A 24,419-nucleotide genomic window follows, 5' to 3' on the forward strand; every position below is an offset into this window, starting at 1 on the left:
TGATTTACAAGCACCGAAGAACTAGCAGCCCTGAAGGGCTGAGCGGGAAGAACTCACTTACCAGAAAAGCGCTTATTGCAGGCGCCATAGGGTCAGTATTGCTAGTAGCTGACGTTGTTGCGCAAGTACCAACACCCACCACCTATGCAGACGTGTCAGTACCACGCCTGACGGAGTGGAATGAAGTAAACAGATTGACCATAGATGGTGTTGCCGGGGCAACGGCAAAAACCTACATATACACTGATGCCGCCGCCAAAGCTGCTGCGGCTGCACCTGGCGGAATCTGGGATGCCAATAGCCCCGCACAGGTCTACTGGGAACTTGATGATGGCAGTGGCCGCGGACCCGGGATACAAGCTGTCACGGATGACTTCGATTTCCCAACCAACAATTGCCTGATGGCATCTGGTGAGCGTGAATCTCAAGACTTCCCGGGGACTATCATCCCCAAAACCTGTAGCGATCCCGAGAGTAGCTCCAAACGATACTTTCTTGAGATCGTTGAGGCTGACACCCCTATAGATTTGGTTTTTGATGTCGGTATGCAAGACATCCGCTACAAGGGAGTCAAAGATCCAAATGAAGACGGTGGCGAAGCCCTTGCTGAATTCCGCGAGGAGTTTGGCATTGGTCGGATTTACCGTGTCATCCAAAAAGTGATTAACAACTCAGATGAACGTTGGGTTGCCATTAACGTAGAGCTTGGCCACGGCATTGGCAATGACTTCCAACAGTTTGATTTTGACCAGGACGGCGTAGCATTCGAGCTACGTGAATTTGTGCCTAGAGAGTTCTTCGATGGCAACACTGGAGCTCCGGATATCAGGGTATGGAATCCAAGCAGATACTCCACTTTTTCCCCGAAAGCATTTGATGACGGCTCTCGCGATCGCTTCGAACCGGGCTTCTTTGACGATGCGGCGGCCGGCTTCCTCCCGCCCGGTGATTTAGCAGACGGTGACAAGTCTACTTATATTGGAAGCGGTGAGGACCTCAGATCAGATGGTGCCTACGGAGCGATAACACTGAATCATTTCAGTATGGTTGACGCCCAGGCAGGAGGCTCTGGCATTGATAATGGCGTTTTCGGTTATATGCTGTCTGACTCACTTGCTCCCACTTCAATCTCACGATATGAAGATGGCAATCCTGAGGGCGAATCGGATGCTATCGAGGCGTGGTGGGACGGGAGTGATTGGCGCTATGGTCTGTCAGGTGACGCTTCCGGGCTTTCTCCTTTCGGGATTGTAGAAACGGACCAGCTCACGCAATGGGCAGCGCAGCTATTAGGCATTGATCCGTCTCAAGGTGACAATCCAGTACGCTATGCGTCGATTCTGGCAGACGATCTGGCCACCCAGAATATGGATTTCTTCATATACATAAGTGATGGCATCCTTGACGACAATGGCGTCCCCAAATTCGAAAACATCACGCTACGGGTAACCGGGGTATCTTCCTCCGATCTTGGCGCAGTGGTAGGAAATGACATTCCGGCCTGGGTAACCAATCCGGCACCTGCACTTTCCAGTTATATGGCCAATACAGGCGTACCCGTTGCCTTAAACGATTTGAGCACAATGTTTGAAAATGACCCTGACAGTCCCTTCTACAATTCAGGCGACGAAGTGCTCAATCTTGATATTCTGGCAAATGACTTGCTGGATGGGGAGTTGCTGTCTGACTTGGTTGGCTCAGTCCAGACCGTGAACCTGAATGCTGGTATTGGAGGGATTGCATCCCTGCAGTTGGATAACACTGTGAACTTTACGCCCAACGCCGGTTTTATAGGCTTGGCTTCATTCACCTACAGTGTGACCGTCGATGGCCAGACATCCAACGAAGCAACTGTGGCTATTCGTATCAACCCCTATCCGGACCCGGAAGCACCGCAGGCGACAAATGATTCTGCAGTCACTTTCATCAACACAGCCGTAACCATTGATGTGCTTGCTAACGATAGTTTGCCGCCCGGTGAAGCACTGGTTGCAATCCTGGATGCCCCGCTGACCGGCAGCGCTGTCATTGCAAATAACGCCGTGGTTTACACGCCAGCGACCGGCTTTACTGGTCTGGATCGTTTTACTTACGTTGTTACCGCTAATGGCAAAACCTCAAACGCGGCATTGATTACTGTCCGAATTGATGAGTTGCCGCCAGAAGAGGAAGAGCCTAGCAATGGTGGTGGTGGTGGTGGCGGCGGTGGCGGTTGCAGCTATAACCCCGGCGCACCATTTGACCCCACCCTGATAGTGCTCCTGTTACTGGCACTAGGGGGTATCGCAACACGTGAACGCCTGAGCCGACAAAAGCCGTAACTCATCGTAGCGTTAACCTTAAAGCCCCGGCTCATGCTGGGGCTTTCTTTGTATGCAAGCCATCGTAATCAGAGCGTTAACTCAACGGCCAGAAGGAGAAAACCGTTGTAGCCAACGTGAAGGATAATTGCAGGTACAAGGGAGTCATAACGCTCACGGAAGAAGCCAAAAATAAGCGAGGGCACGATAAGAGAAAATACAAAAAGAGAGGGGTGATATATAAAGTGCCAAAGTGTAAAGGATAGAGTAGCTGCCAAGTTTGCTCGGGAGACTCCCCACCAACACACTTTACCCGAGTCCCGGTCACCGACCATCCCCTGCACAAAACCTCGGAAAGCCAATTCCTCGATCAGAGGGAACCACAGCAATATAGACAAATACGCTAAATGCTTATTGGTTTCTGGCAGCGCAATCCATCCAGTGGAGGCCAAAATCCAGGCAACAGGCAGTCCGGCAAAGAATAATGCAAGAAATAAAACATCCTTTTCCAGACCATACGCCAACCGCAAACCACATATTCTTTTTAAATCATGTTGATTCACAGGCATTCCAACCGAAAAGGGTTCTAGCCAGACCATCTGAACGACTAGACATGGAGGACCCAATACACAAGAACTGCATCGATACGAACATACGACTCTGCACAGCATCCATTCTGCGCCATTCCGATAGCTTGTCCAACTGGAAACGCGGCCACATTGCCCCCCACAGCACCCGACTTTACGCAGTCAGGTATTGGCTGCCAGATACTCCGCACCCTCCTGACGGCTATCCCTGACCGCCTGCAGAAACTCATCACCCCAGCGCTTGATGTCGTTATGCTGAATGATCGCAAACATCGCCCGGATACGTGACTCGCGGTCGGCCCGACCGAGGGTAAGACCCAGATACAGGGTGTCGCGTAGGTCATGCGGGTCGTGGGGGTTGGTCAAGAGCGCGCCGTGCAGCTCGGCAGCCGCGCCGGCGAACTCCGACAGCACCAGCACGCCTCTGCCCTCACAGAGTCCCTGGGTCGCGACATACTCCTTGGCGACCAGATTCAGTCCGTCGCGCAGCGGGGTAATCCACATCACATCGGCCATCAGGTAATAGGCGATCAGGTCGCGGAACGGAAAGGCGCGGTAGAAGAAATGCACCGGCGTCCAGCCGACCTGGGAGAAACGCCCGTTGATCCGCCCGACCGCCTGTTCAATCTGTTGCAACAGCGTGTCGTAGATGGTCATTTCAGCCGCCGCCGGGACGCAGATGGTCAACAGCGAGACCTTGCCGACCAGCTCCGGATGGGCGTCGAGCAAGGCCTCGAAGGCCAGCATCTTGGCCAGAATACCCTTGGTGTAATCCAGCCGCTCGACCGACAGCACCACCCGCAGCCCTTTGAGCTGCTCGCGTAACTTTTCCATTTGCGCCTGACAGGCGGGCTGCTCAATCACCTCGTGCACCCGGCCGATATCCAGCCCCACCGGGTGCGCACCCAGACCGATATGCCGACCGTGCACCGAGATGCTGCGGGTCATCCTGCCCAGCCCCACGGCGCAGCCATAGGTCAGAAAACGCGGCGCGCAATCCTGACTGGTAAGCACCTCGACCGGCGCCACACCGCGAATCACATCGACAAAGTTTTCCGACTGCCGCGGAATATGAAAGCCGATGTAGTCGCACTGCAACAGGCTGCCAACGATCTCGCGGCGCCAGGGCAGCACGTTGAACACGTCAGCGGAGGGGAAATAGGTATGGTGGAAAAAGGCGATGGTCAGATCCGGCCGCAGCGGCCGCAAATAGGCGGGCACCATCCACAGGTTGTAGTCGTGCAGCCAGACCACTGCGCCCTCGGCGGCCTCGGCCGCGGTACGCTCGGCAAACAGCAGATTGACCTTGAGAAAGACCTCCCAGTCCTCCTCACGGAAAATCGCCCGCTCCCAGAAGGTATGCAGGGTCGGCCAGAAGGCCTCCTTGGAAAAGCGCTTGTAGAACACATCCACATCGTTCTTGCTCAAGGCCACACGTGCGGCCACCAGATTCGCGTAACGCTCACGGTCAACACTGGTGTGCACCTCAAAGGCCCGGTCCTTGCGCGGATCATGTATCGACCAGGCAACCCAGGAGCCCTGCTGGCCCTGGGCAAAGAAACTCAACAGGGTTGGCAGAATACCGTTGGGCGACGACGGTGGCCGACGAATCAACTGGCCGTCCTCAATCACCTCTTCATAGGGCAAACGGTGATAAACCATCACCAGATCGGCCTTGCCCTTGATGCCCAGCCCCGGCAGTTCGGAGTCGATCCCCATCGGCCCAAGAAAGCCAAAGTGTCCCAACGCCTCAAGAATACCGCCACAACCACTGAGCCGAGCATGCAATACCTTGGCCCGGTCAGCCGTGGCCTCCAGCAGACCGGGTTCAGACTCACCGACGCACACGCCCTTGAAGCCCTGCTCATACATCGACAGATCGTTCAGCGTGTCGCCAGCCACCAGTACATCATCAAAATCGGCTTCCAGATGACTGATCAGCCGCTTGAGGGTGCTGCCCTTGTTTACACCACGGGGCAAGAAGTCCAGATACATGTCGGCGGAAAACAACAGATCACAACCCAGCTTCTCGGCCACGTCACGAATCTCATCGGTTACCGCGCCCGGCTCACAAAAGTACGAACAGCGGCGCTGCTGCGGTACATTCTGGCGCTCCAGGCCGTCAAAGGCGGCCATCGACTGTAACACCACCTGCTCACCGGGCCAGGTCTGTTCAATCTCGCTCTGCAGCGGATACACCGCCTGCAGGGTGTCGCCATCGACTACCGTGGCGCCAACATCACAGATGATGTAATCCGGGCGCGGAATCGCTGGATCAGACAGCAGCGGCACCACCACTTCCAGGCCTCGGCCTGTTACAAACACCAGCTTGATGCCCGGATGGGCATCGATCAGTTGATACAGGCGTTGGCGGTTGTCGGGGTCGCCGCCAAGAAAGGTTCCATCAAGGTCAGTGGCCAGAATCATGGGCGTTACTCCCGGGTTTAGGGTGATCAATGTCTGAATCAACAGCGTCGGAATGGACACCATCGGATGGGTTTTCAGCCCCAGAGGGTGCTTCGCCCGATGGGCTTGCTGCCGTCTCGGCATCCTCCAGCATCATGCCCAGCACCTCTGGCGAGGTGCGGACCATGGGAATGAAGTGAGCGGGTTCATCAACGATCCGATCTGCACCGCGCCGCGCCTGGGACAGGGCATAGAGCCCGCACAGGCCAAACATCACCGCAAAGAACAGCGGCAAAGCCAGCGGTGCCGTTATGCCCATCACAGCACCAGCCAAAGCCGGTCCTATTGCCGCACCCAGTCCGTGCAGCATCAGCAACGAGGCATTGCCGGAGAGAATATCCGCGTGTTTCAGATGATCGATCAGATGCGCCACCGCCGCCGGATACACAGCAAAGGCGCCGCCACCAAATACCGCCGCCGCCAGTAACAACCATTGGCCAAACTGACCCAGCAGCGCCATCAGTAATCCGCCCGTCACCGCGATAGCCGAAATGATCGCCAGCGCCAGACGCCGGTCGGCGCGATCAGACAACATACCCAACGGCCACTGCATGGCCGCGCCCGCAATAATCACCAGCGATACAAAGGTCGCAATCTGCCCGGTATCCATGCCCATGCGGCCGGCATAGACTGCCCCCAGGCCCCAGAATCCACCCATCGCCAAGCCTGACAACAGTGCAGCACTGCAGGCCACCGGCGCCGCTTGCCAGAGCTTGCGCAGCGACAGGCCGGGGGTATTCTCGATCACCGGTTGGGGTAAGCGCGTCGCCACCACTGGCATCAGGGCCGCGGTGACCAGCATCGCCGCAAGGGCAAACAGACTGAAGGCCATGGGGCTGTCCAGCCGCAGCAGTTGCTGCGCCAGCGCCAGCGACCCGAGATTGACCGCCATGTACAGGGCAAACACCTGACCACGCCGATCAGCTGGCGCCTGGGTATTGAGCCAGCTCTCGATCACGGTATAGATGCCCACCAGCGCAACACCGGTAACGACCCTGAGAACCAGCCAGGTAAAAGGCTCCACCAGCAAGGCATGCAGCAGAATCGACACCGCCTCGGCAGCGGCCAGAAAGGCAAAGGCCCGCACATGGCCCATGCGCCGAATCAGCTTCGGACACAGCCAGGTCCCAAGAATAAATCCCGCGAAGTAGGCTGAACCAAGCAGACCCAGGGTCTGGTCAGTGAATCCCTCACCACTGCCACGCAGGGCCAGTAAGGTATTGAGCAGGCCGGTGCCCAGCAACAGCAGAGCGATCCCGGAGAGCAGGGCTGCAATGGGCAGCAGAATCTTGATCATGCAGCTGAATCCCTGTTTTGCGAAACGGGTTCAGGCAGGGGGTGTAAAACGCTGGTTAAAGCGAAGTGCTTGAAATTAGTATGATTCTTAAAAAACCATACCCCAGCTGGTGCGTGGATACCAGCCCTAAAAATCCGGTGGTTGCTTTGCCGGTTGCCCATCAAAGGCTAATTGCACCTCAACTCGGCCTGATATCTCCGGCTGGCAATCACACCGAATAACGACCTGACAAACTCATATCCACAGCCACCCCGTGGCTGCGGCGGCCACTGCAAATAACAATATGCTGCTGGCCCATCGCGCCAATGACCAACCGCCAACGGAGAGCACAATGAATGCCTTGACCAGAGTATTAGTTAGCGAGGCAAGCAGAATACCGCGCGCGGCAACCCTGTCAGCCAGCCCGTCATTGGCCTGATTGGCCAAGGCCACCGTAATAGCATCCACATCGGCTACACCGGATAGAATCGCCAGCCCATAAACGCCGTTGTCACCAAACCATGCCTGCGCCGCATTGGACATCACAAATACCCCTGCCAGCGCCGCCGTAATCAGCAGTGCCGATTTCAATTCCAACGGGTTATTCATGGCCGGCTGATACGCCACTTCACCGCCCTTGAAGCGCCAGAGCACCACGCCCATTGCCACCAGAGGAATGATCCCCAGCAGCAACATACCCGGCAGCAACGGCATCAACAGGTCAGGGTTTACAACAGCCACCTCAACCAGAACGCGGGGTGCCATTGTTCCGCAGGCCAAGGCAATCCCCGCTCCCAACAGCGCCTGACGACGAATATCCTTGGCAGACATGCGCGAGAAGCTCAGCGTCAGCGCGGTACTGGAGGTCAAGCCACCCAGAAACGCCGTCAGCGTTAGGCCCACACGATCACCCAGAATACGCACCGCAAAATAGCCTACAAAGCCAATACCCGCGACCAACAGCACCAGCCAGCCAATGACCCTTGGATTCAGGCTCTCCCAGGGTCCCATGGCTCGATCAGGCAACAGCGGCAATATCACCAGCATAATGACCAGCAACTGCAGTGACGCAGTTAACTCATGTCGCGATAACTGTTGCAAAGCACCGTGTATTTCACGCTTGAAACCCAATAAAACAGTGGCGCCAACTGCCGCGATCACCGCCTCCAATGGCATGCCAAGTGATGCCATAGCGCCCAGTGCGCAGGTCAAAAAGGCAGCTACTTCGGTTGTTGCACCGATGTCGCCGGTAACACGAACCGTCTGCCAATATCCTGCCACCAACAGGGCCGCCACCCCGATCAAGATGGCCGCCAACACCCAAACCGAGGTCACAGCGGAAAGCTCGCCAGCGACACCACCCAGCAGTCCCAGCAAAGCAAAAGTACGAATACCCATAGCCGCCATCATGTCATCAGCGTCCGGTCCGACAGCACCACTGCCTTCACCCTCGCGCGCATTCTGCGACTGCCAGCCACGCTCAAAGCCAATGATCAAACCAACCGCCAGAGCGACCAGCAAGCCGGGTATATCGCCTGTGTATGCCATCATGGGTGCGCTGTCCTGTGTTGGTCTAATATCCAGTTGATAGCATACAGACCCCCAGCCAGGGCTGCTCAGGCATTAGCCCGACAATCTTGCAGAGGAGACTTTACCGCCGTCAGCGCAATGCCAGAGTCATCCTGGAACAACGGCGAGACTGATCCAGGGCAAACCGCCATGGCGATTTTGTGGCTTGTTTTCATTTCAAACTGTTACTCTTTTTTTGTTACTTGCTCCCTTTGATAGGCGCATGATATTCAAAAAAAAAGCCGGGATGAAAACTCGGATGCCAATGAACCCAAAAGACTGAATCCGGTGGTGTTACTGTGAGCAAACACGATTCGCCCCCTTACGAGACTGGCCGCATACACGCCATGCCGCGCTCACAACGTCTTGAAGTGGTTACCGCAGAACGTCCTGACAGCATCAAAGCCCTTAGCCGCCAACAGCCCTACCCTCTGCCCGGGCGTCCGGCCAAAGCCTGACGATCAAACCCACAATGACAAATCTACCCGGCAGCCCCCCCACGCCAGCGTTACTGGACATGCTGCTCGACGCCATCTGCATCGTCGACGCACAAGGCTACTTTGTCTCCATTACCGGGGCCTGTGAGCATATTTTTGGTTACGCGCCCGAAGAAATGATCGGCAAACCGATGATCGACTTTGTTTATGAAGAGGACAGAGCCAGGACGCTGGAGGCGGTCAAGCGCGTTCAGGAAGGCTATCTGCAACGCCGCTTCGAGAACCGATATCGGCGTAAAAATGGTGATATTGCTAATATCCTGTGGACCGCACGCTGGTCGGAGAGCGATCAGGTGAGAGTCGCTGTGGCTCGGGACGTCAGCCACAACACCGATGACGACACTTCAGCCTGTTGGCAGCTATCCAGCTCGCCGCCACGTCTGATCCCCCCGGCCCACTCAGCTATCCCGCTATCAGCCCAGGATTACACCGTACTGCTGACCCTGGCGGGCAGCACGGAGGCCGTTTCTCGTGAGACCATCGTAAGGGCGCTCGGACAGGATTATCGACATTATGATCAACGTCGGCTGGACACCCAGATGCGCCGCCTGCGCCGAAAAGTCGAAACGGCCTGTCCAGGCATGCAGCTGCCAGTAGCCACATTGCGTGGCCTTGGCTACCGCTTCTACGAAAAAATCGAGATTGGCCGGTAAGAGACTAGCGGTCGTTTCGCTTTAACACTCCGGGATAGTACAGATCGTAATACCAGGCGCAGGCCTTTTCGATATGCGCCTGGATGCGCGGCGGGATCTCGTGCTGACGAGGCGCAGTGATGCCGTTGGACTGCTTGTGCAGATACTTCATCCGGTAGTGGCTGTCGCTCTCGCGGATACCGACCGGCAGATTGCCCGGATCGATCTCCAGCGGTGACAGGCCCAACCAGGCGTAAATGTGCGACATGGCAGCCGCTGGCTGGGCCATCAGATCCTCAAAGCGCAGAAAATACAGGCGCTCTTTCACCTTGGCCGGCAGATCCTGCACCGCATTCAATGACATCAACGGGGCGCCGATGGCCTTGTCCTTGGCAAAAAGCATATCAGCCCGCCCGAAGCGGTCGTAGTCAGCCAGGTGGTCAACAAAATCGACCAGAATGGTCTTTTGATGCTGCGCCTCGATCGAGCCGTAAATCTGCCCCAGTTCCCGAATGCAGATGATCAGCTTGGCCTCCGGGGCGAGTTGCAGCAGCAGCTCGATCGAATGCAGCCAGGCGCGGTTCTTGTCTACGACCGCCTTCGTGCCGCTGTCGGGGTGCCAACTGCGCAAAAAACCCTGCATGGCCGAGGCCAGATGGCCGTAGCTGCTATCGAAACTGTTATCCAGCTGGGCCAGAAAGAACTGATCATCACTGACCATCCGGCGGATACCCAGGAGCATGTTGCACAACGGCGAGCTATGCCCCTCGCAGTGCACCTCCGGGTGCTGCGCCAGCATCTGGCACAGCAGGGTGGAGCCAGCTCGCGGCAGGCCGGCCACACCGATAAAGTTGGGCGTCATAACGTTTTATCCCGCCAGTTTAGTTAGCCTGGTTATCATCATCGTCTTCCTCCAGGCCCTCTGGTTGTAAACCCGGAGGCAGTCGGATGCCGTTACTGACGAGTATACGGCCAAGTCCTGCCAGACTGCTCGCATCAACCCCTGCTAAAGGCAGCCCGGACAGCGCCTGAATGGCTGCAGGCGATAGATCAGGCGCAGTCGATCCCGATGCCGTTGCCGTCGCACGGATATTCTGCAGCAGGACAAGTGTGGCATCAGAGATCACGGGGTCGAGTGCCGTGATGCTGCTGGTCGTGTTATTGGCATAGCTGACGCTGTAGTTTCCGCCCAGATTGCCATCGGTCAGGGTGACGTCGCTGACGGTCACGGTCTTGTTGCCCACACCCACACCTGGATCGGTAAAGGCGAAACTACCGCCGCTGATGGCGTCCGTATCAAACAGAGTACCGGCAACAACAATCGCTGTCCCATCCGCGTCAGTGGTGCCATCAAACAACTTGACGACATCCGTGGTGGACAAAGTAAGCGCAGCGGGCGTGATGTCCACCGTGTGGCCATCTTCTGCAAAACTGTAGTTACTCGCCAGACCGCCGTTGCTGCCATCGACCAGAGCCAGACTCCCCAGGGTCAAGGTCTTGCCATCAGAAACGTGCTTGTCAGCCACCGATCCACTGCCCGCCAAGGACAAGGTTTCATCGCCTACCAGGGTTCCCGTGGTCACATCCTCAGCGCCGATATCGACTGTGCTATTGTAGACGCGGCTACCGCTCAGGCTGACAATAAAAGGACTGATGGTACTGGTGGTGTTATCGGCATAGCTGACGATGTAGTTACCGCCGCTGTTACCGTCGGTCACCGTCACACCGCTAACAGCCACGGTTTTATTGCCGCTGCCCACATTTGCGTCGGTGAAGGCGAAGCTGCCACCAGCGAGCGCGTCGTCGCCGAACAGGCTGCCCTCAGTCAGGATGAGCGCGCCTGCAGCAGTCAAACCGCCGTCGTAAACCTTGCTGACATTGCTGGTCGACACAGTCAAGCTGGCGGGGTCCACCGTTAGTGCGCCATCCACAAAATTGACGATATAGCCATGTTGATCGGTCGAATAAAGACCGCTGGCCGACATGGCATAGTTCCCCGCATTGACCGCACCTTGCGCGTTCCCGCCATAGGTCAGGGTACCCTGGAGCAGAGTGCCATCGGGGGCGAAGGAATAGCTCACGCTGTTCTCGCCAGCGTAAGCCTGGCCGTCATAGGTTTTGCTGTCTGAGTTGACCGTCACGGTCAGCAGCGTCATGAACGAGCGCAGCAAGGGTGATGTGTTGCCCTCATTCAGTAACCAGGTGTTGGCCAAATCCCAGTTCGGACTCACATTACCGTTGGCATCGGTGGCCGAACTGAAGTTAGCCTGAGCCTGCATATCTGCTGTCGACATGCCGATGCCAGCAGCCGAGGTATCCAGACCAGACGTGTCGGTATTCCAGAAGCTGGCACTCACCGTACTGATATTGCTCCCCACCAGTCCGCCGACATTGGTGCTGCCCGAGACCGCCCCGCTGGAGTAACTGTTCGTCACGTTACCGTTATTGCTGTTGTAACCCACCAGGCCACCTACTCCATCAACCCCGCTGACTGTGCCGGTCGCATAACTGTTGTTGATGGTAAAAGCAAAGCCGTTCTCGCCGACCAGCCCACCCACGAAACTGCCGGTACCGGTAACCGCACCGGACGCATAGTTGCGATTGGTGCTGATACCGCCATTGGTCCAGCCAAACAAGCCGCCGACCTGGTTATTGCCACTGACGGTATTGGATGAATAACTGTCGGTAATGATGGTGGTGTTGGCGAAACCGATCAGGCCGCCTACCGCATTGGCTCCGTTGACCTGGCCACTGCTCGTAAAGCTGTTGATCACACTGCCCAAGGTTGCATGTCCAATCAGCCCGCCGACCAGATCGCGACCGGTCACACTGGCATTGACCAGCCCCAGGTCGCGAATCAACGCATTGAAGGATGCGCCGATCAGACCAACGCCATCCGCCAAGGGCCGATTGATGGTCAGGTTACTGATGCTATTGCCCTGGCCGTTGATTTGACCGGTGAACGGGGTGCCGTTGTAACCCACCGGGATAAAGCTGTTGGACCAGACATCGGCGGCCGTGCCGGTTGCCGCCGCATTGAGGTCATGAACCAGAGTGTAACTCGCACCCAGATCCATGCTCATGAGCTGCAACTGGTGCAGGTTGCGTATGGTTGTCGAGTATTCCGAGGCCAGCATTGGCCGCGTCGCGCCAAGCGCGCCACCGGCGTTATTCAGACTCCCGTCAACATTCACCATCACCCAGTTGTTGCCGGTCGCCCCAGGCGTAGTGGTGAAATTGAAAGCCGCGAAATTGGCCGCGGTCTGCATCTCTACCGAGGTAAGCCCGGTGCCGCCAGCACTGGTCTCCAGGCCGGATGTCGTGGTGTTCCAGTAGCTGTTATTGATAGACCCAACCGCGCCAAAGCTCCTGCCCACCATCCCGCCGAAATTATTGGCCGCTGATACGGCGCCGGTTGAATAGGACAGCGTAATCGTACCCGGCCCGCCATTGACGCCGACCAAGCCACCTACAAAGCCTTGTACGTTGGTTGCTGAGCCGCTCGCATAGCTTCTGCTGATACTGCCGTAGTTCTGGCCAACCAGGCCGCCAGAACCGTTCTTTGCGCCCGATACCGAACCGCTGGCATAACTGTCGACAATACTCGCCGCATCACCGTTACTGCCAACCAGCCCACCCGAATGATAGGTGCCCGCCGTCACCGCCCCGCTAGAGTGGCTTCTGATGATAAAACCGGTCTGGCTATCATCACCCTGCCTGCCATTGCTACCAACCAGACCACCGACATTACGCGCACCATTTACGGTACCTGTGGCGTAGCTGTCGATGATCGAACCGTAGTTAAGGCCCACCAGGCCGCCGACATTCGTGCTGTTAGCCAGATCGCCCAGCACTGTAGCGCTAGAGTAGCTGTTGCTGACAAGCCCCTGATTACTCGCTACCAGGGGACCCGTTATACCTGTTCCGGACACACTCCCACCTACCAGCCCCACGTTGCGAATCTCGGCCGTGGTTCCAGTGAAACCAAACAGGCCAGCAGCGCCCAGCGTTGATTGGCCCGCGGTCAAACCGCTGATGTTATGGCCCAAACCATCAAAAACACCGGTAAAGGGCAAGGGCACGGTGAAAAAGAAGCCCTCAAAAAATTCGACCAGTTCCGAGCCGTGGATAGGCGTAAAGCCCGCTCCGCTGTTCCACCCAGAGGTAGCCGCAGCATCAATGCTCGCACCCAGCACATAGTTGCCGGCCAGGTTGCCATTCATGCCCTGCAAATCGGTCGCCGTTACGCTACCCTCTTCGCCCAGGCTGGTGATCACCGTGTAATTGACCGTGGCACCGTCTGAACCCTGCCGGGTGCTGAAGTGTTCGCCCGCCGCGAGGTTAACAGGCGCATTCACGTTGACACTGCTGGTGTTGCCTGCCGCCACTGCGCCCTGGCCGTACTCCAGGGCCAGACTGGCCGTGCCGGAGCCTTTCATCTCGGTGTTTATGTTGATGTCGTTCTGGGCGTTGAGCGTGAGCTTGTTGGCCGACCAGGTAACGGTATCGTTGACGTTGACGTCGCCCGCCGTGCCGGCAACGCCAGAAATACTCTGGATAGTGATGTCGGTATTGGCCAGATTGGCTGACAGCACCGCGCCGGTGATATCACCACCCGTCGCGGCGATGGTGTAGTCGGTCGGGTCGATCAGCCAGCTGCCGGTCAAACCCTCGGCTGCAGCCGTGGTGACCTGGGTATCATCCGCCACGGTCACGGTTGCCGCCGAGGTATCAATAAAGCCACCGTCGCCGCCAGAAGGTGCGCTGGCATCCAGCGTCCCGGCCACATTGACGGTGCCGCTTTGCATATCGCCCAGCAGTCGGATAACCCCGTCGCGGTTCTCGATGGTTTGCGCCTGCACCACGCCGGTGTTGTTGACCACGGTATTCAGCAGATTGCCCGCCGACTGGGCGCTCATCAGCACCTGCCCGCCGTCAGCCTGGATCAGACCGCCATTGGCAACCAGGGCATTCACCGCACCCTGATCAATACTGACCGTCAGCAGACCATCACCCATCACATCCAACGTAATCGCCTCACCGGCGGCCAGCGCCACCGTGCCCAGGCGCGCACTGATCACACCCTGGTTGCTGACATCCTTGCCCAGTAACACAACATAGCCACCATCGGCATTGATCTGGCCCTGGTTGAGCACGGCCGCAGCGCTGTCGCCGGTAAGGGTGTATTCACCGGCCATAAAATCGGCGTCGCTGATATCCAGGGTAGAGGCCACCAGGCCGTTGACGTTCACCGAGGCATCCTGGCCAAACACAATGCCATTGGGGTTGATCAGAAACACCTGACCGTTGGCCGAAAGATTGCCAAGAATGCTGGAAGGATCGGCACCCAGCACCCGGTTAAGGGCCACCGAGCTGCTGTTTGGCTGCACAAACTGCACCGCCTCGCCCTGACCGACATTGAAGCTCTGCCAGTTCAGCGCCACATTCTGGCTGGACTGGTTGATCGTCATATTAACGGGGCCCGAGCTGATGGTGGCGCTGCCCGCAGTGACCACGCCGTCAGTGGGCAGCGCGTAAAGCGGTAATGAAAACACCAGCAACAGCGAGGCCGCCAGGGTCTTCAGACCCAGGCCACCACCCTCCACGTCACCGCACACACTCGAAGCTTTCTTGCCACTGGATTTAGCCAGCTCGGAGACGGCAACGCAGGTTCCGGTCTTCTCGTTCCAGATCGTACGGTAGATGTGGTTCATGGCATGGTTCCCTACTTCATGGGGCAATCATTGATCGGTTTACACGCAAGCCGCAGCTCGCGCTCAGAAATACTTGACGGCCTGCAGCCAGAAACGGCTTTTATCGTCCGGGGCCGAGGTCACAGGCTCATTGCCCAGGCGGTGGGCCCAGGTCGCGCTAACCGCAAAATCGTCCTGCTCGGTCCAGTTCAAACCGATGCCGGTGCCGTGCAGACTGCGGTAATTGCTGCTGCTGTCCCATTCAGACTTGTTCAGCCTCACCCGACCGCTATCGACAAAGCCGAGCAACTGCACGTGCCCCGGCACGCGCGCTGACAGATCGCGCAATGGCGTACGCGCCTCCAGATTGACCACATAACCCTGATCGCCATAGGTTTCACCGCTGGGATAGGCGCGCACGCCGGATACACCACCCAGCCCGAGCTTCTCCGAGGTATCCAGATTGGTTGACGCGATCTGACCGTTGAAGGCGGCGTACAACGACAGGCTCTCGTTTACGTATTGCAGCCGGGCTAGGTTCAAGCCGAACTTGTTGTAACGGCCATCCGTTTGCGCGGTGGCGGCGTCCAGGGCTCGCACCTCGGCATTACGAATATCCAGTTCGCCAGTGCTCCAGGTCAACGCGTAAGTGTTCAAGCCACCACCACCGAGACTGTCGCGGGCATTGCCACTCAAGCTGAGCATAGCCACCTGGACCTGCTTGTCGGCCACCGTTGAGGTGACGTCCACCCGGTCCCTAAAGTCCTTGTGTTCCAGATTGAACTGCAGGTTAAGGTTGTGGCCGCGCGAACGAATCAACGCGTAGTTGCCAAACAGACTGGTGATACTGGCCGTACCGTCCGCATCCAGGCTGTCGAATTCCTTGCCCAGACGGTATTCCATGTAGGAGTAGGCAACCCCTGTACTAAGGCGGCCGAAGGGTAACTGATAAGCAACGCGGCCATAATGCAGGCCGGCATCGGAACTCAGCACCCGCAGACTCAGCAGGTCGCCGCGTCCGGTCGGGTCATTGAAACCCAGCGAGGCCCCGACACGGTTTTCACCGGTATAACGGTCACCCAGATTATCCAGCGACAGCGTGCCGTTGAAACGCTGCCCCGGCAGCACATCCACAATCAAGTCAGCAGCCCCGACTGAAGCGCCGGGCACCAGCGTCGATCTCACCTCAACGCCGGGGATGTCCGAGAGCAGCAGCAGCCGACTTTCCAGCGGCGCCAGAGCGATACTGTCTCCACTGTTCAAACCCGCCAGCAAGCCGTTGGCCACACCATCGGTCAGCCTGCTCTGGTTACGCAGGCTGACCTGACCATACTCGCCTTCAAGTACCGCGATGGTCACCTCACCATTGACGATGTCCTGCGCCGGCAAATACGCCTGGGCCAGCGGGTAGCCGTTCTCCCGGTAATACCCGGAAATAGCCGCAGCAAAGCCGCGCAGCTCGCCAAGGTTCAGCTCACGCTCGGCGCTAAAACCGGTGACCGCGAGCAATTGCTCGCTACTATAAATTCGTGCGCCGGTAATGCGCAGGCTCTTGACCAGCAGGGTTTGTTGGTCACCGGCTGGCGCGGGGGCAGCGCTGTCCTGTTGAATGCGCAGCTCAGGTGCCGATTCAACCGCGCGCGCAGGCAGGTCGCGCTCGATTTGCTGATTCAGTGAGCCCGCGTTGGGCAGAGTCTGGGCCGAGATCGGTGCGCACATCAGCAGGCCCATGGACGCTGCAACCAGAGTAAGAGTCGACTTCACTTTATCGCCTTAAGTGATATTAGATTGCCTTACTATAGTCGGCTTAACTCCGGTGCATTCTGAGCAAATCTGAGCAAACAGGAGGATTTTTCAATCAAGGATGGGGGTGGCGCCCAACTGGCATCTCAGCCGCAAAAAATCGCCTAAAACTGGCCAGCTCAGAGATTATGATATATCGTCAATTCAGATGGCAGGATGCCAGCCCCCGCTTAAGGACAAGCTGATTTCCTCTCGATGTCTTGAAAGCCATTTGTGTGTACAGCGGTGCCAGCGAGCTTATGTTTGCGGGTGTCGGACGCTGATGCGTTTGCGAATGAGCAACGGCCTTTGCTTACTGATAGTGGCCAACACTCAACAATATAAAGGGCACAAAATGAGAAAATTCCTTAACCATTTGATTGCATGCATGCTTCTTGCTGTCTCGGTAAATGCCTTCGCTCAACATTATTCACCGCCCTATAACAGCTACCAGCCACAATATGTCGGCATACCCTCCGCCCGTATGAACTTTGTGGCGGCAGCGCAAGAAAACTCTCAATGGTGCTGGGCCGCCTCTATTCAGATGGTATTGAATTACTATGGCGTCAGCATCACTCAACCACAGATCGTCGCCAGGACCTATGGCATAGACCCCTATGGCAACCTCCCTGACTGGCCTGGCAGCTTTCAAGCGATCACAGCCAACTTGAACAACTGGAGCGTCGACAATACCGGCCGTCAGTACAGCGTTCAGGCCTCATTAAACTGGGGCGCACCTGCCCCAAGCATTTTATTGCAGGAATTGAGCAATGGTAGACCGGTCATAGTGGGATACCGCACGGGCGAAAACAGCGGGCACGCCGTTGTCATCACTGCCGCCAGCTATACAGTCTCCCATAACGGGCCGATCATTCAGTCAGTCGTCGCCCGGGACCCTTGGCCATCCAATGAAAACATCAGGAATGCAGGTCGCGTTGAGTACACAGGCGGCTCGATCGCATCGCTTATGCAGGCTTACTGGTATATACGCGTCTACTGAGACTCATAGCCAAGATACGCACAGCCAGCTCAGGAAACAGAATGGCTGCAAAGGACAGCACCGGCACCAGGGCAAACAGCTTGCCGGTCTGCGGTGAAGTGACTCCCAGCTGGGGTGGGAGCGCCAGATAGATAACCAGTTAGACCGCCATAACGGCCGCTGCAGCGGTCACCTGCCAGTCAAAGGGCGCGTAACGTTTGAAGCCCAAGTAAAAAGCGACCAGCACAACCGCTATCGAAACATCAATCAACCGAACCTGCTCCCTGTGCGTTGCTGTCATTTTGGGGCATGTTGCAGTTCAGGGCGTCAGCGACCGAGTTCGCATTTCTGAAGGAGCGCACTGCTGAATGCCTGAGCAATGAGCGGCTGACCTGAAGGTCAGCCGTATTTCAATGCCATTGAGCGATCAACCTTGTTTCTTGCGCCCAGGAAAGAACATATTGGTGCTCTGTTGATAGGCCTTGTACTCGGGACGTTTTTTAACAGAATAATATTCCGCAGGCACCGCACCGGTGTAGTACACCAGCGTCACATACATGATGCGTGAAGCAAACAACAAGCCTGCACCGAGCAGAACCCAGATCGCCAATGCCTCGCTGTCATACAGTGCCAGCCAGGACGGAATGGCAGCAATCACCAACGCATTCCATACCATCCACTCGGCGAAGTAGTTTGGGTGCCGGCTGTACTTCCACAGCCCTACGTTGCAGACCTTGTTGGCTTCACCAGCCGCTTTCATATTCTTGATAAAGGCATGTTTTTGGCGATCAGCAAGGGACTCCATGGCGAACGCCATAAACCACAACGCCAGACCGATAACCTCAAAAACAGAAATACTGCTTTGCGGGTTGGAAGCAATGATCAGTGCAGGCAGGGCGAGAAAGGACATATACGCCATGCCCTGGGAGATCACCTCAACCTGCTTGACCAGGGGCGCATTGGTCTTGCCGTTCTTTTCCCAGCGGCGACGCTGATATTCATAGCGTGGCAGCTCGGTTTTCAACTCGCCGGACAACCACATTCTCAAGGCGTCAACGCCCATTCTTCCGCCAGCGAACAGATAGGCGATGCTCACCAGGGTGACCCGCATGGCATCGCCTTGCCCGTAAAAATAAACCACCACACCAATCACCACCAAACCCCAGGGCCAGCCAATATCAACATAGGACATACGCCCTGTCAGCCAGGCCGGAAGGCACACTACCAGGGCAAACAGAATGCACTGTAGTGCCGCGTTGATCAGACTCGTCTCACGCAGGCTGTCAGACAGGAGCAGCACCAGGAAACCCAAGGCTAATGGGATAAGCGAGGAAACGTATTTCATGGGGAAACCTTATTTGTTGAGCGCGGCCACCGGCTCGCTGACGGGCGGATAGAACAGGTCAAGAATCAGAGCAATACTTTGCTTGAGCGGCCGAATAGACCCTTCGATCTTCATCCGAAGAAGCGCGCCCTCCCACAGATTCCAGGTCAGTTCGGAGAGCATCGTGGCATCAATATCGGCTCGCACGACCTCCGCTGCTTGTGCCTGCACAATCAACTCTGCAAGACGGTCCCGCCAGGCAGCCTGGGCTTTAAGCAACTCAGCGCGACAGGCCGGGCTGGACAAAGCGATTTCACCGGCAAAGTTACCTATAAGGCAGCCACAAAGCCGCTCGCCGTGCTCGTGATAGGCAATCATCTGCTTAAAGACGTAATGAATCTTCTCCAGCGGCCCACTGGGCGCCGTGGACATCATCAGCTCCCAGGATTTTTCATTGTTGTCGGCATAACGCGCCACAACCAAGGCCGCAAAGGCTTCCTTGCCGGCAAAGTGATTGTAAAAGGAACCCTTCGGCACACCGGCATGGGCAGTGATCTGCTGAATACCCGTGGCGTTGTAACCCTGGCCTATAAACAGGTCGAGACCTGCACTGATCAGGCATTCTGGAATGTAGGTTGGATCGGCTGTTCTGCTCATGGCCGGAATAATATGACCAGTCGTCTTAGAACTCAAGGGGATTGTTTTTTTGGCTGCTTTTGCAATCCGGAAGGGGCAGGAATGGCCTGAAGTAGATTGGCGATCTGAGGGATGGCGGGGCTGTTTGCCCCGCTCAGGTGCGGAAGCCGGAGTGGGCACGGCAATACATTTGCCGCCACTCAGAAGAGATATCTTGAGGAGTGCGACAACGGTCCTTCAACCATTCACGGGCTCCTTTGCGACATTCTCGGTATTCGATGGAACCCCTGCCCTGCTCCAGGCAAAAACTGCTGTTGTTGATCAGTCCACCCCGGTAACTGAACGTCGTGTTCCACCTAGTGATTCTGCCGCGGGCATCAACCCACTGAAAATGGGCCACATTGCTGCCGCTCAAACCCTGGGCGCCTTGGCTTGTTGAGCGACTGGGCTGGGCAACAGGAGCAGAGGCAATGATATTGATCTGGTTGGATGGTCGGTAATTCAACTCATTGAAACTGGTCTGCCTGCCTGAAGAACTTTGATCAGGGTACGCAGGGTCCGTTGACCATACATGAGCCGAAGCAGGTGGCCATTGCGTAACAGGCTCACTCTGCTGAGATGATCCTGCAGACCAGGTTAGCGACTCAGCTGGTTCTGGCGGGCTTGCTGGTAGGCCGGATTGAAAGGGATTACTGAAGGGTAGCCTATCGGTGTACAGGGCAAAACCCAATGCACCAGCTACAAAAAGCACTATAACAATCACCGGCCCATCACGGTTAGCCTTGCGGTCACCTTTTACCCTGAGCGGGGCATCATCCCAATCTGCTCGCATGTCTTGACGTCCTGTCGTAATAGTTACTGCTAACACCTGCCGTGTTGAGCTGTAAAACCGAGGGCAAAAAAGAATATTGAATGATACCTGTCACCTTTTACTGTATTTCTTCTTTTACAATAGCGACTTACTGTAAGCGTCTCCGCTTGCGTTCTTATTTTTTTAAAAAACTAATCCAATCCAAATTTTTTCCGAATACGCTTGGCCCATGATGGTCTTTGAATTTTGTAGCTATAAATACTGTCTGGAATAATTATTTTTGGATTAGCTAATACAAGCGCGTCGAAGAAAGCGCGACGGTCAAACCCACGATAATTTCCATACATTAATTGCTTCTGCTCCCCATTTTTGAGCACTATTATATTGGAGAAAAAATCTTTTCTTACATCACTAACTTGCTTTAGTTCCGCAATATCAAAAACATTCACCTTCCAATCCACATCTTTGAAGGTGGGATCAAAATAGGACAAAATAGTTGGCGTAACAGACACTCTGATTTGCTTATTTTCAAACCAAAACCACAGCGCCAATCCAAGCAAAACAGCCTCAACGATCCAAATAGCGATATCAAGAACAGCAAAAAATTCTATTAACGCATTTATATCACTCGTCAAAATAGGGAGATATTTGTGTGCTGCCAAGTATAAAAGGAGAGCCACACCCGCATTGAAAACAAGCAAAAGAGCCGTAGATCGTTGTTTTCTCGTATAAATGAAGTACGTTTTCATACCTGCCCGCTTATGAGAATCCATCACTTGTACATAAACCAGGATCAGATGAAAGTTTAGAATTAATATTCATCTGACCCAAACTACCCCTATAACAGCGGTCACTCGATCTATACCTGAAGTTACTGACTCACACACCGCACACTGGTTACACTCCCCTTGTCACCCGCCCGATCATTACCCAAGTGAAAACCCAAATACCAGGCATTAACAGAGCCGGCACTTTCTTCCGTACCCGACCAATAGCTACCATTCATCGAAAAGCCTGCCGTTTGAAAGCAGCTTTTATAGCCATCGTTACGGCTGTTTTGCTGCAAATCGTTCAACACACCACCGCAATTTTGCACTTCCACACGCAGCTCGCCAATCGTGGGTAATCTTGCCCCCACTGACTCACAGATCGCTGTCGCATCGACCCAGTTAGCCGCACAAACGCCTTTGCCGCTCATGGCCGGGCAGGTGTCGCCGGGCGGATCAATCCAGTTGGTCGACGCCATAACTGCCGAACTCATCAGGGTGGTGACTATCGATGCAATCATTGTTTTTTTCATGTCGGTATCCAAGGTATGCCGTCAACTACATCGTTACGCGAGACACAGCGCTTTGGTTTGCCCAGATAGAGCCGGGAAAACCCGCCCTCCACATTCGAAACCTGAACTGAGTATAGGCGCCTGCCTGATGATTTCCATTGCCCGTTTTGCCCCGGCAAGACAAGAAACAGCCAGCCGTTCTAGAGCCGTCCGTGGGAAAGGGGTAGCCCCCCCTTTGAACTCTGTGCAGACAGATAGAAAACCAGGGGCAGATGAAATTTAAAATATTATCGTTCTGCCCCAAAACCGTTATTTGAAAACAAATTAATAAGTCACATAGATCGTTCTTGTACATGACCCGGATACAGGTACCATTTCAAAATCCCAACCTTCAAGCCGTCCAGCATACTTTGGAAATTCTGTATCGACATACATCCTTGCCTGATCAAAATTATCCATAATCTGAATATTTAAACCACTATTCTGGCTCATATAGCTAATATCTGTAAGGTAAATTACCTTCCCTGCAGGAACCTCAAAAACTAAAGTTTTGTTATTTTCACATGGTATGAAGTCGGCACCCATCAGAGAACCATCATCTCGAACAACTCTTATATTTGTTATGGCTAGCGTCTCACCTCTTTTTGCTTTAAAAACAACGTATCCATCAACTGCGCCCGCATAGACCACCGCATTTCTTAATGGATTCTGATAAAAACGTGATTCTTTTACACTTCCTGGAAAAACAGAAACCCTGTAATTTTCTGGCGAAACGCCAAGAACAACTATCGATTCACTACTTTCATCTAATTTTGTTTCTGCTTCAAACCTACCCATTGAAGTGCAACCGCCGAGCACAATCGTACTGACTAACAATATATTTAGAAATCTCATTAGAACACCTTAATTAAAATCTGGAATACTATGATCATGGAAAAACGAGATCCCACATAAACCAGGGAAGACAAAATTTTAGAACTAACTTTAATCCACCAATAATTACTCTTGGATGCGCCAGAATCTGTATTAGTTAACTATTTTTCCACATACCTAAATAGCTTTTAGCTGTATTTAATAATTTGTATCTGCGGGCAAAACCAACTGCTCGCCTTCAGCAATAAATTTTTCTTTTAACGGAATAGGCATAATATCTTTATATCTGAGCTCGAACCCCAAAGGCATCTCAACAATCTCATAAGTGGCGGTTTTTAACCCATCTAGAGAACGCGCCTCAATTTTATAAACCCTACCAGAAGCTACATTAATATCCAGCTCGATATTTCCATAATAATTAGCATAATTATATTTAACACTAATTTTATGCTCCCCTGGCTTAACATAGACCACAGATGGACAGTCACTATAAAGTCCCATCTTCCAATAATTTACACCATCCACGGAGCATATAGTCGTTCTTTCCCCTGCAAAGCCACCCCAGACAGCAAAAACTGTCGCTATCTCATCTGCACCATTTTCAGGCCCGTCATAGGCATGAACTCTCATTAGTGCGCTGGGCCCTGCGCAGGATGCCAAGAATACGCACATGAAAATAATTAGAATAAATTTAGAACGGATAAATACATGGGAAATCATAAATGTATACCTAATTTAATATTACATCGCTGCTAACGCAGAGCTTTGCGGCGCACCGGTGCGCAGCATAGGTGCGTCCACCAACAGCGATTTGTTAGAAAATCCTTCTTCTCAAGTCGGAAAATGCATTGAGCCCACCACGGTGATCACTACCAGTCTTTGACAAAGTAAATGAATATCTCTGATCATTCCGGAAGACCAATTTATAGTGTTTTCCTTCTTCGGAAATATCGAACCCCATGCTTTCAATTTCTTTTCTGTTTGCCGAATTCATTGATGTATAATTCCGCAGCAATTCCTTTAGCCGTTCTAACAAAATATCTCTTTCTCCTTCTTGACTGTTTTTTTCAATTAAATCGGAAATCACATCCCATCGCCTACTATGCTTTTCAGAAGCTTCTTTCGCGCTGTTAAGTGCATCCATGACTATCGAGAGCCTCTCAGCTTGATAAAGATCTTTCTCAGCCCCATCCAAGATAATACTGCCCTTAAGTGTACTCTCATCACTAGAGGATGAGTGCCCTCCATATTTTAGACGTGACACCTCATATTCTAGCCTTTGAATTTCTTCATCTTTCGCACCGATCTCCTTGTCAAAAAGAGCAACATAGTCTTCAACTTTGTCTGAGCCAGACTCCCTTAAGGCATGCAGCTTCTTCTTTGAACTCAGTTCTTGAACAAATCCCCATCGGCACTCTCTCTTTGTTCTCTGAGAAAGCAAAGAGCTTCTTACTTTTCTGGAAATCGCAACCTGCATCGCTTTAGGATCTATAAACTCATCCTTTGGAAGGAATAACCACTTCCCAACCCCATCAGGCCAATATATTGCTACCGCACCGCCATAGGCATTCTCATTAAAAACTTCGTTCATTAATCTAAATGAAAATGCTCTTGAAGGTTCGACAACGACATGCGCCATTCCAGATAACCATCTTGCAATTTGGCTCGGATCAATATGTGGAGCATTGCTATTGTCTGCACTGATAAATACTGTT

General features: G+C 54.4%; 18 protein-coding genes. 4 read left to right on the forward strand and 14 right to left on the reverse strand.

Annotated features, from left to right (window positions below; all coding sequences use genetic code 11):
• Positions 1-2,321: choice-of-anchor F family protein (locus AC27HQ_RS16300; protein ID WP_487157264.1), on the forward strand; the 2,321-nt coding region annotated here is incomplete at its 5' end.
• A gap of 68 nt (positions 2,322-2,389) precedes the next feature.
• Here the strand turns inward: AC27HQ_RS16300 and mrtJ are convergent.
• The 4 genes from mrtJ to AC27HQ_RS16320 all read right to left on the reverse strand — a co-directional run bounded on the left by mrtJ (position 2,390) and on the right by AC27HQ_RS16320 (position 8,180).
• On the reverse strand, positions 2,390-2,863 hold the full coding sequence (mrtJ, locus tag AC27HQ_RS16305) for a JDVT-CTERM system glutamic-type intramembrane protease MrtJ (RefSeq protein ID WP_487157265.1): 474 nt from the start codon (positions 2,861-2,863) through the stop codon (positions 2,390-2,392).
• A 186-nt stretch (positions 2,864-3,049) separates the two neighbouring features.
• Positions 3,050-5,314 (reverse strand): glucosylglycerol-phosphate synthase, encoded by a 2,265-nt coding sequence (gene ggpS / locus AC27HQ_RS16310; protein WP_487157266.1) that lies wholly within the window; start codon positions 5,312-5,314, stop codon positions 3,050-3,052.
• The gene (locus AC27HQ_RS16315) at positions 5,298-6,650 is read right to left on the reverse strand and encodes an MFS transporter (RefSeq protein ID WP_487157267.1); all 1,353 of its coding nucleotides are present in this window, start codon (positions 6,648-6,650) and stop codon (positions 5,298-5,300) included. The genes ggpS and AC27HQ_RS16315 overlap by 17 nt, the downstream gene beginning before the upstream one ends.
• Positions 6,651-6,884: 234 nt before the next feature.
• Positions 6,885-8,180 carry an MgtC/SapB family protein gene (locus AC27HQ_RS16320; protein ID WP_487157268.1) on the reverse strand — a complete coding sequence of 432 codons (1,296 nt, stop codon included), beginning with the start codon at positions 8,178-8,180 and terminating at the stop codon, positions 6,885-6,887.
• A 317-nt stretch (positions 8,181-8,497) separates the two neighbouring features.
• Between AC27HQ_RS16320 and AC27HQ_RS16325 the strand changes: the two genes are divergently transcribed.
• Both AC27HQ_RS16325 and AC27HQ_RS16330 read left to right on the forward strand, forming a co-directional pair.
• A complete protein-coding gene (locus AC27HQ_RS16325; RefSeq protein WP_487157269.1) occupies positions 8,498-8,656 on the forward strand; it encodes a hypothetical protein in 159 nt (52 codons plus the stop codon).
• A 14-nt stretch (positions 8,657-8,670) separates the two neighbouring features.
• Positions 8,671-9,348, forward strand: coding sequence for a PAS domain S-box protein (locus tag AC27HQ_RS16330; protein WP_487157270.1), 678 nt, complete (start codon positions 8,671-8,673; stop codon positions 9,346-9,348).
• A 4-nt stretch (positions 9,349-9,352) separates the two neighbouring features.
• On the opposite strand, the gene AC27HQ_RS16335 is transcribed toward AC27HQ_RS16330, so the two are convergent.
• The 3 genes from AC27HQ_RS16335 to AC27HQ_RS16345 form a co-directional block, all read right to left on the reverse strand.
• Complete coding sequence (locus AC27HQ_RS16335) at positions 9,353-10,189, reverse strand: sulfotransferase family protein (RefSeq protein ID WP_487157271.1); 837 nt, start codon at positions 10,187-10,189, stop codon at positions 9,353-9,355.
• A 19-nt stretch (positions 10,190-10,208) separates the two neighbouring features.
• On the reverse strand, positions 10,209-15,041 hold the full coding sequence (locus AC27HQ_RS16340; RefSeq protein ID WP_487157272.1) for a two-partner secretion domain-containing protein: 4,833 nt from the start codon (positions 15,039-15,041) through the stop codon (positions 10,209-10,211).
• Between the two features lie 63 nt (positions 15,042-15,104).
• On the reverse strand, positions 15,105-16,784 hold the full coding sequence (locus AC27HQ_RS16345) for a ShlB/FhaC/HecB family hemolysin secretion/activation protein (RefSeq protein ID WP_487157273.1): 1,680 nt from the start codon (positions 16,782-16,784) through the stop codon (positions 15,105-15,107).
• Between the two features lie 313 nt (positions 16,785-17,097).
• On the opposite strand from AC27HQ_RS16345, the gene AC27HQ_RS16350 reads away from it, so the two are divergent.
• Complete coding sequence (locus AC27HQ_RS16350; protein WP_487157274.1) at positions 17,098-17,802, forward strand: C39 family peptidase; 705 nt, start codon at positions 17,098-17,100, stop codon at positions 17,800-17,802.
• 406 nt (positions 17,803-18,208) lie between these two features.
• Here the strand turns inward: AC27HQ_RS16350 and AC27HQ_RS16355 are convergent, their stop codons facing one another.
• The 7 genes from AC27HQ_RS16355 to AC27HQ_RS16385 form a co-directional block, all read right to left on the reverse strand.
• Positions 18,209-19,126, reverse strand: coding sequence for a DUF1295 domain-containing protein (locus AC27HQ_RS16355; protein WP_487157275.1), 918 nt, complete (start codon positions 19,124-19,126; stop codon positions 18,209-18,211).
• 9 nt (positions 19,127-19,135) lie between these two features.
• On the reverse strand, positions 19,136-19,921 hold the full coding sequence (locus tag AC27HQ_RS16360; RefSeq protein WP_487157276.1) for a TetR/AcrR family transcriptional regulator: 786 nt from the start codon (positions 19,919-19,921) through the stop codon (positions 19,136-19,138).
• Between the two features lie 822 nt (positions 19,922-20,743).
• On the reverse strand, positions 20,744-21,301 hold the full coding sequence (locus tag AC27HQ_RS16365; RefSeq protein ID WP_487157277.1) for a hypothetical protein: 558 nt from the start codon (positions 21,299-21,301) through the stop codon (positions 20,744-20,746).
• Positions 21,302-21,423: 122 nt separating this feature from the next.
• Entirely contained in the window at positions 21,424-21,852 is a 429-nt protein-coding gene (locus AC27HQ_RS16370) for an Lcl C-terminal domain-containing protein (protein ID WP_487157278.1), read from the reverse strand.
• Between the two features lie 303 nt (positions 21,853-22,155).
• Complete coding sequence (locus AC27HQ_RS16375) at positions 22,156-22,725, reverse strand: hypothetical protein (protein WP_487157279.1); 570 nt, start codon at positions 22,723-22,725, stop codon at positions 22,156-22,158.
• A gap of 177 nt (positions 22,726-22,902) precedes the next feature.
• Positions 22,903-23,424, reverse strand: a complete 522-nt coding sequence (locus AC27HQ_RS16380; protein WP_487157280.1) for a hypothetical protein — start codon at positions 23,422-23,424, stop codon at positions 22,903-22,905.
• Positions 23,425-23,518: 94 nt separating this feature from the next.
• Positions 23,519-24,419: hypothetical protein (locus tag AC27HQ_RS16385; protein WP_487157281.1), on the reverse strand; the 901-nt coding region annotated here is incomplete at its 5' end.

This window comes from Halopseudomonas sp. 4NH20-0008, assembly GCF_057548395.1.

Excerpts from the sequence above, each read along its gene's own strand:
- ggpS (WP_487157266.1), bottom strand. The coding sequence starts at position 5,314 with ATGATTCTGGCCACTGACCTTGATGGAACCTTTCTTGGCGGCGACCCC.
- AC27HQ_RS16315 (WP_487157267.1), bottom strand. The coding sequence starts at position 6,650 with ATGATCAAGATTCTGCTGCCCATTGCAGCCCTGCTCTCCGGGATCGCT.
- AC27HQ_RS16320 (WP_487157268.1), bottom strand. The coding sequence starts at position 8,180 with ATGATGGCATACACAGGCGATATACCCGGCTTGCTGGTCGCTCTGGCG.
- AC27HQ_RS16330 (WP_487157270.1), top strand. The coding sequence starts at position 8,671 with ATGACAAATCTACCCGGCAGCCCCCCCACGCCAGCGTTACTGGACATG.
- AC27HQ_RS16335 (WP_487157271.1), bottom strand. The coding sequence starts at position 10,189 with ATGACGCCCAACTTTATCGGTGTGGCCGGCCTGCCGCGAGCTGGCTCC.
- AC27HQ_RS16340 (WP_487157272.1), bottom strand. The coding sequence starts at position 15,041 with ATGAACCACATCTACCGTACGATCTGGAACGAGAAGACCGGAACCTGC.
- AC27HQ_RS16350 (WP_487157274.1), top strand. The coding sequence starts at position 17,098 with ATGAGCAACGGCCTTTGCTTACTGATAGTGGCCAACACTCAACAATAT.
- AC27HQ_RS16355 (WP_487157275.1), bottom strand. The coding sequence starts at position 19,126 with ATGAAATACGTTTCCTCGCTTATCCCATTAGCCTTGGGTTTCCTGGTG.
- AC27HQ_RS16365 (WP_487157277.1), bottom strand. The coding sequence starts at position 21,301 with ATGAAAACGTACTTCATTTATACGAGAAAACAACGATCTACGGCTCTT.
- AC27HQ_RS16370 (WP_487157278.1), bottom strand. The coding sequence starts at position 21,852 with ATGAAAAAAACAATGATTGCATCGATAGTCACCACCCTGATGAGTTCG.
- AC27HQ_RS16375 (WP_487157279.1), bottom strand. The coding sequence starts at position 22,725 with ATGAGATTTCTAAATATATTGTTAGTCAGTACGATTGTGCTCGGCGGT.
- AC27HQ_RS16380 (WP_487157280.1), bottom strand. The coding sequence starts at position 23,424 with ATGATTTCCCATGTATTTATCCGTTCTAAATTTATTCTAATTATTTTC.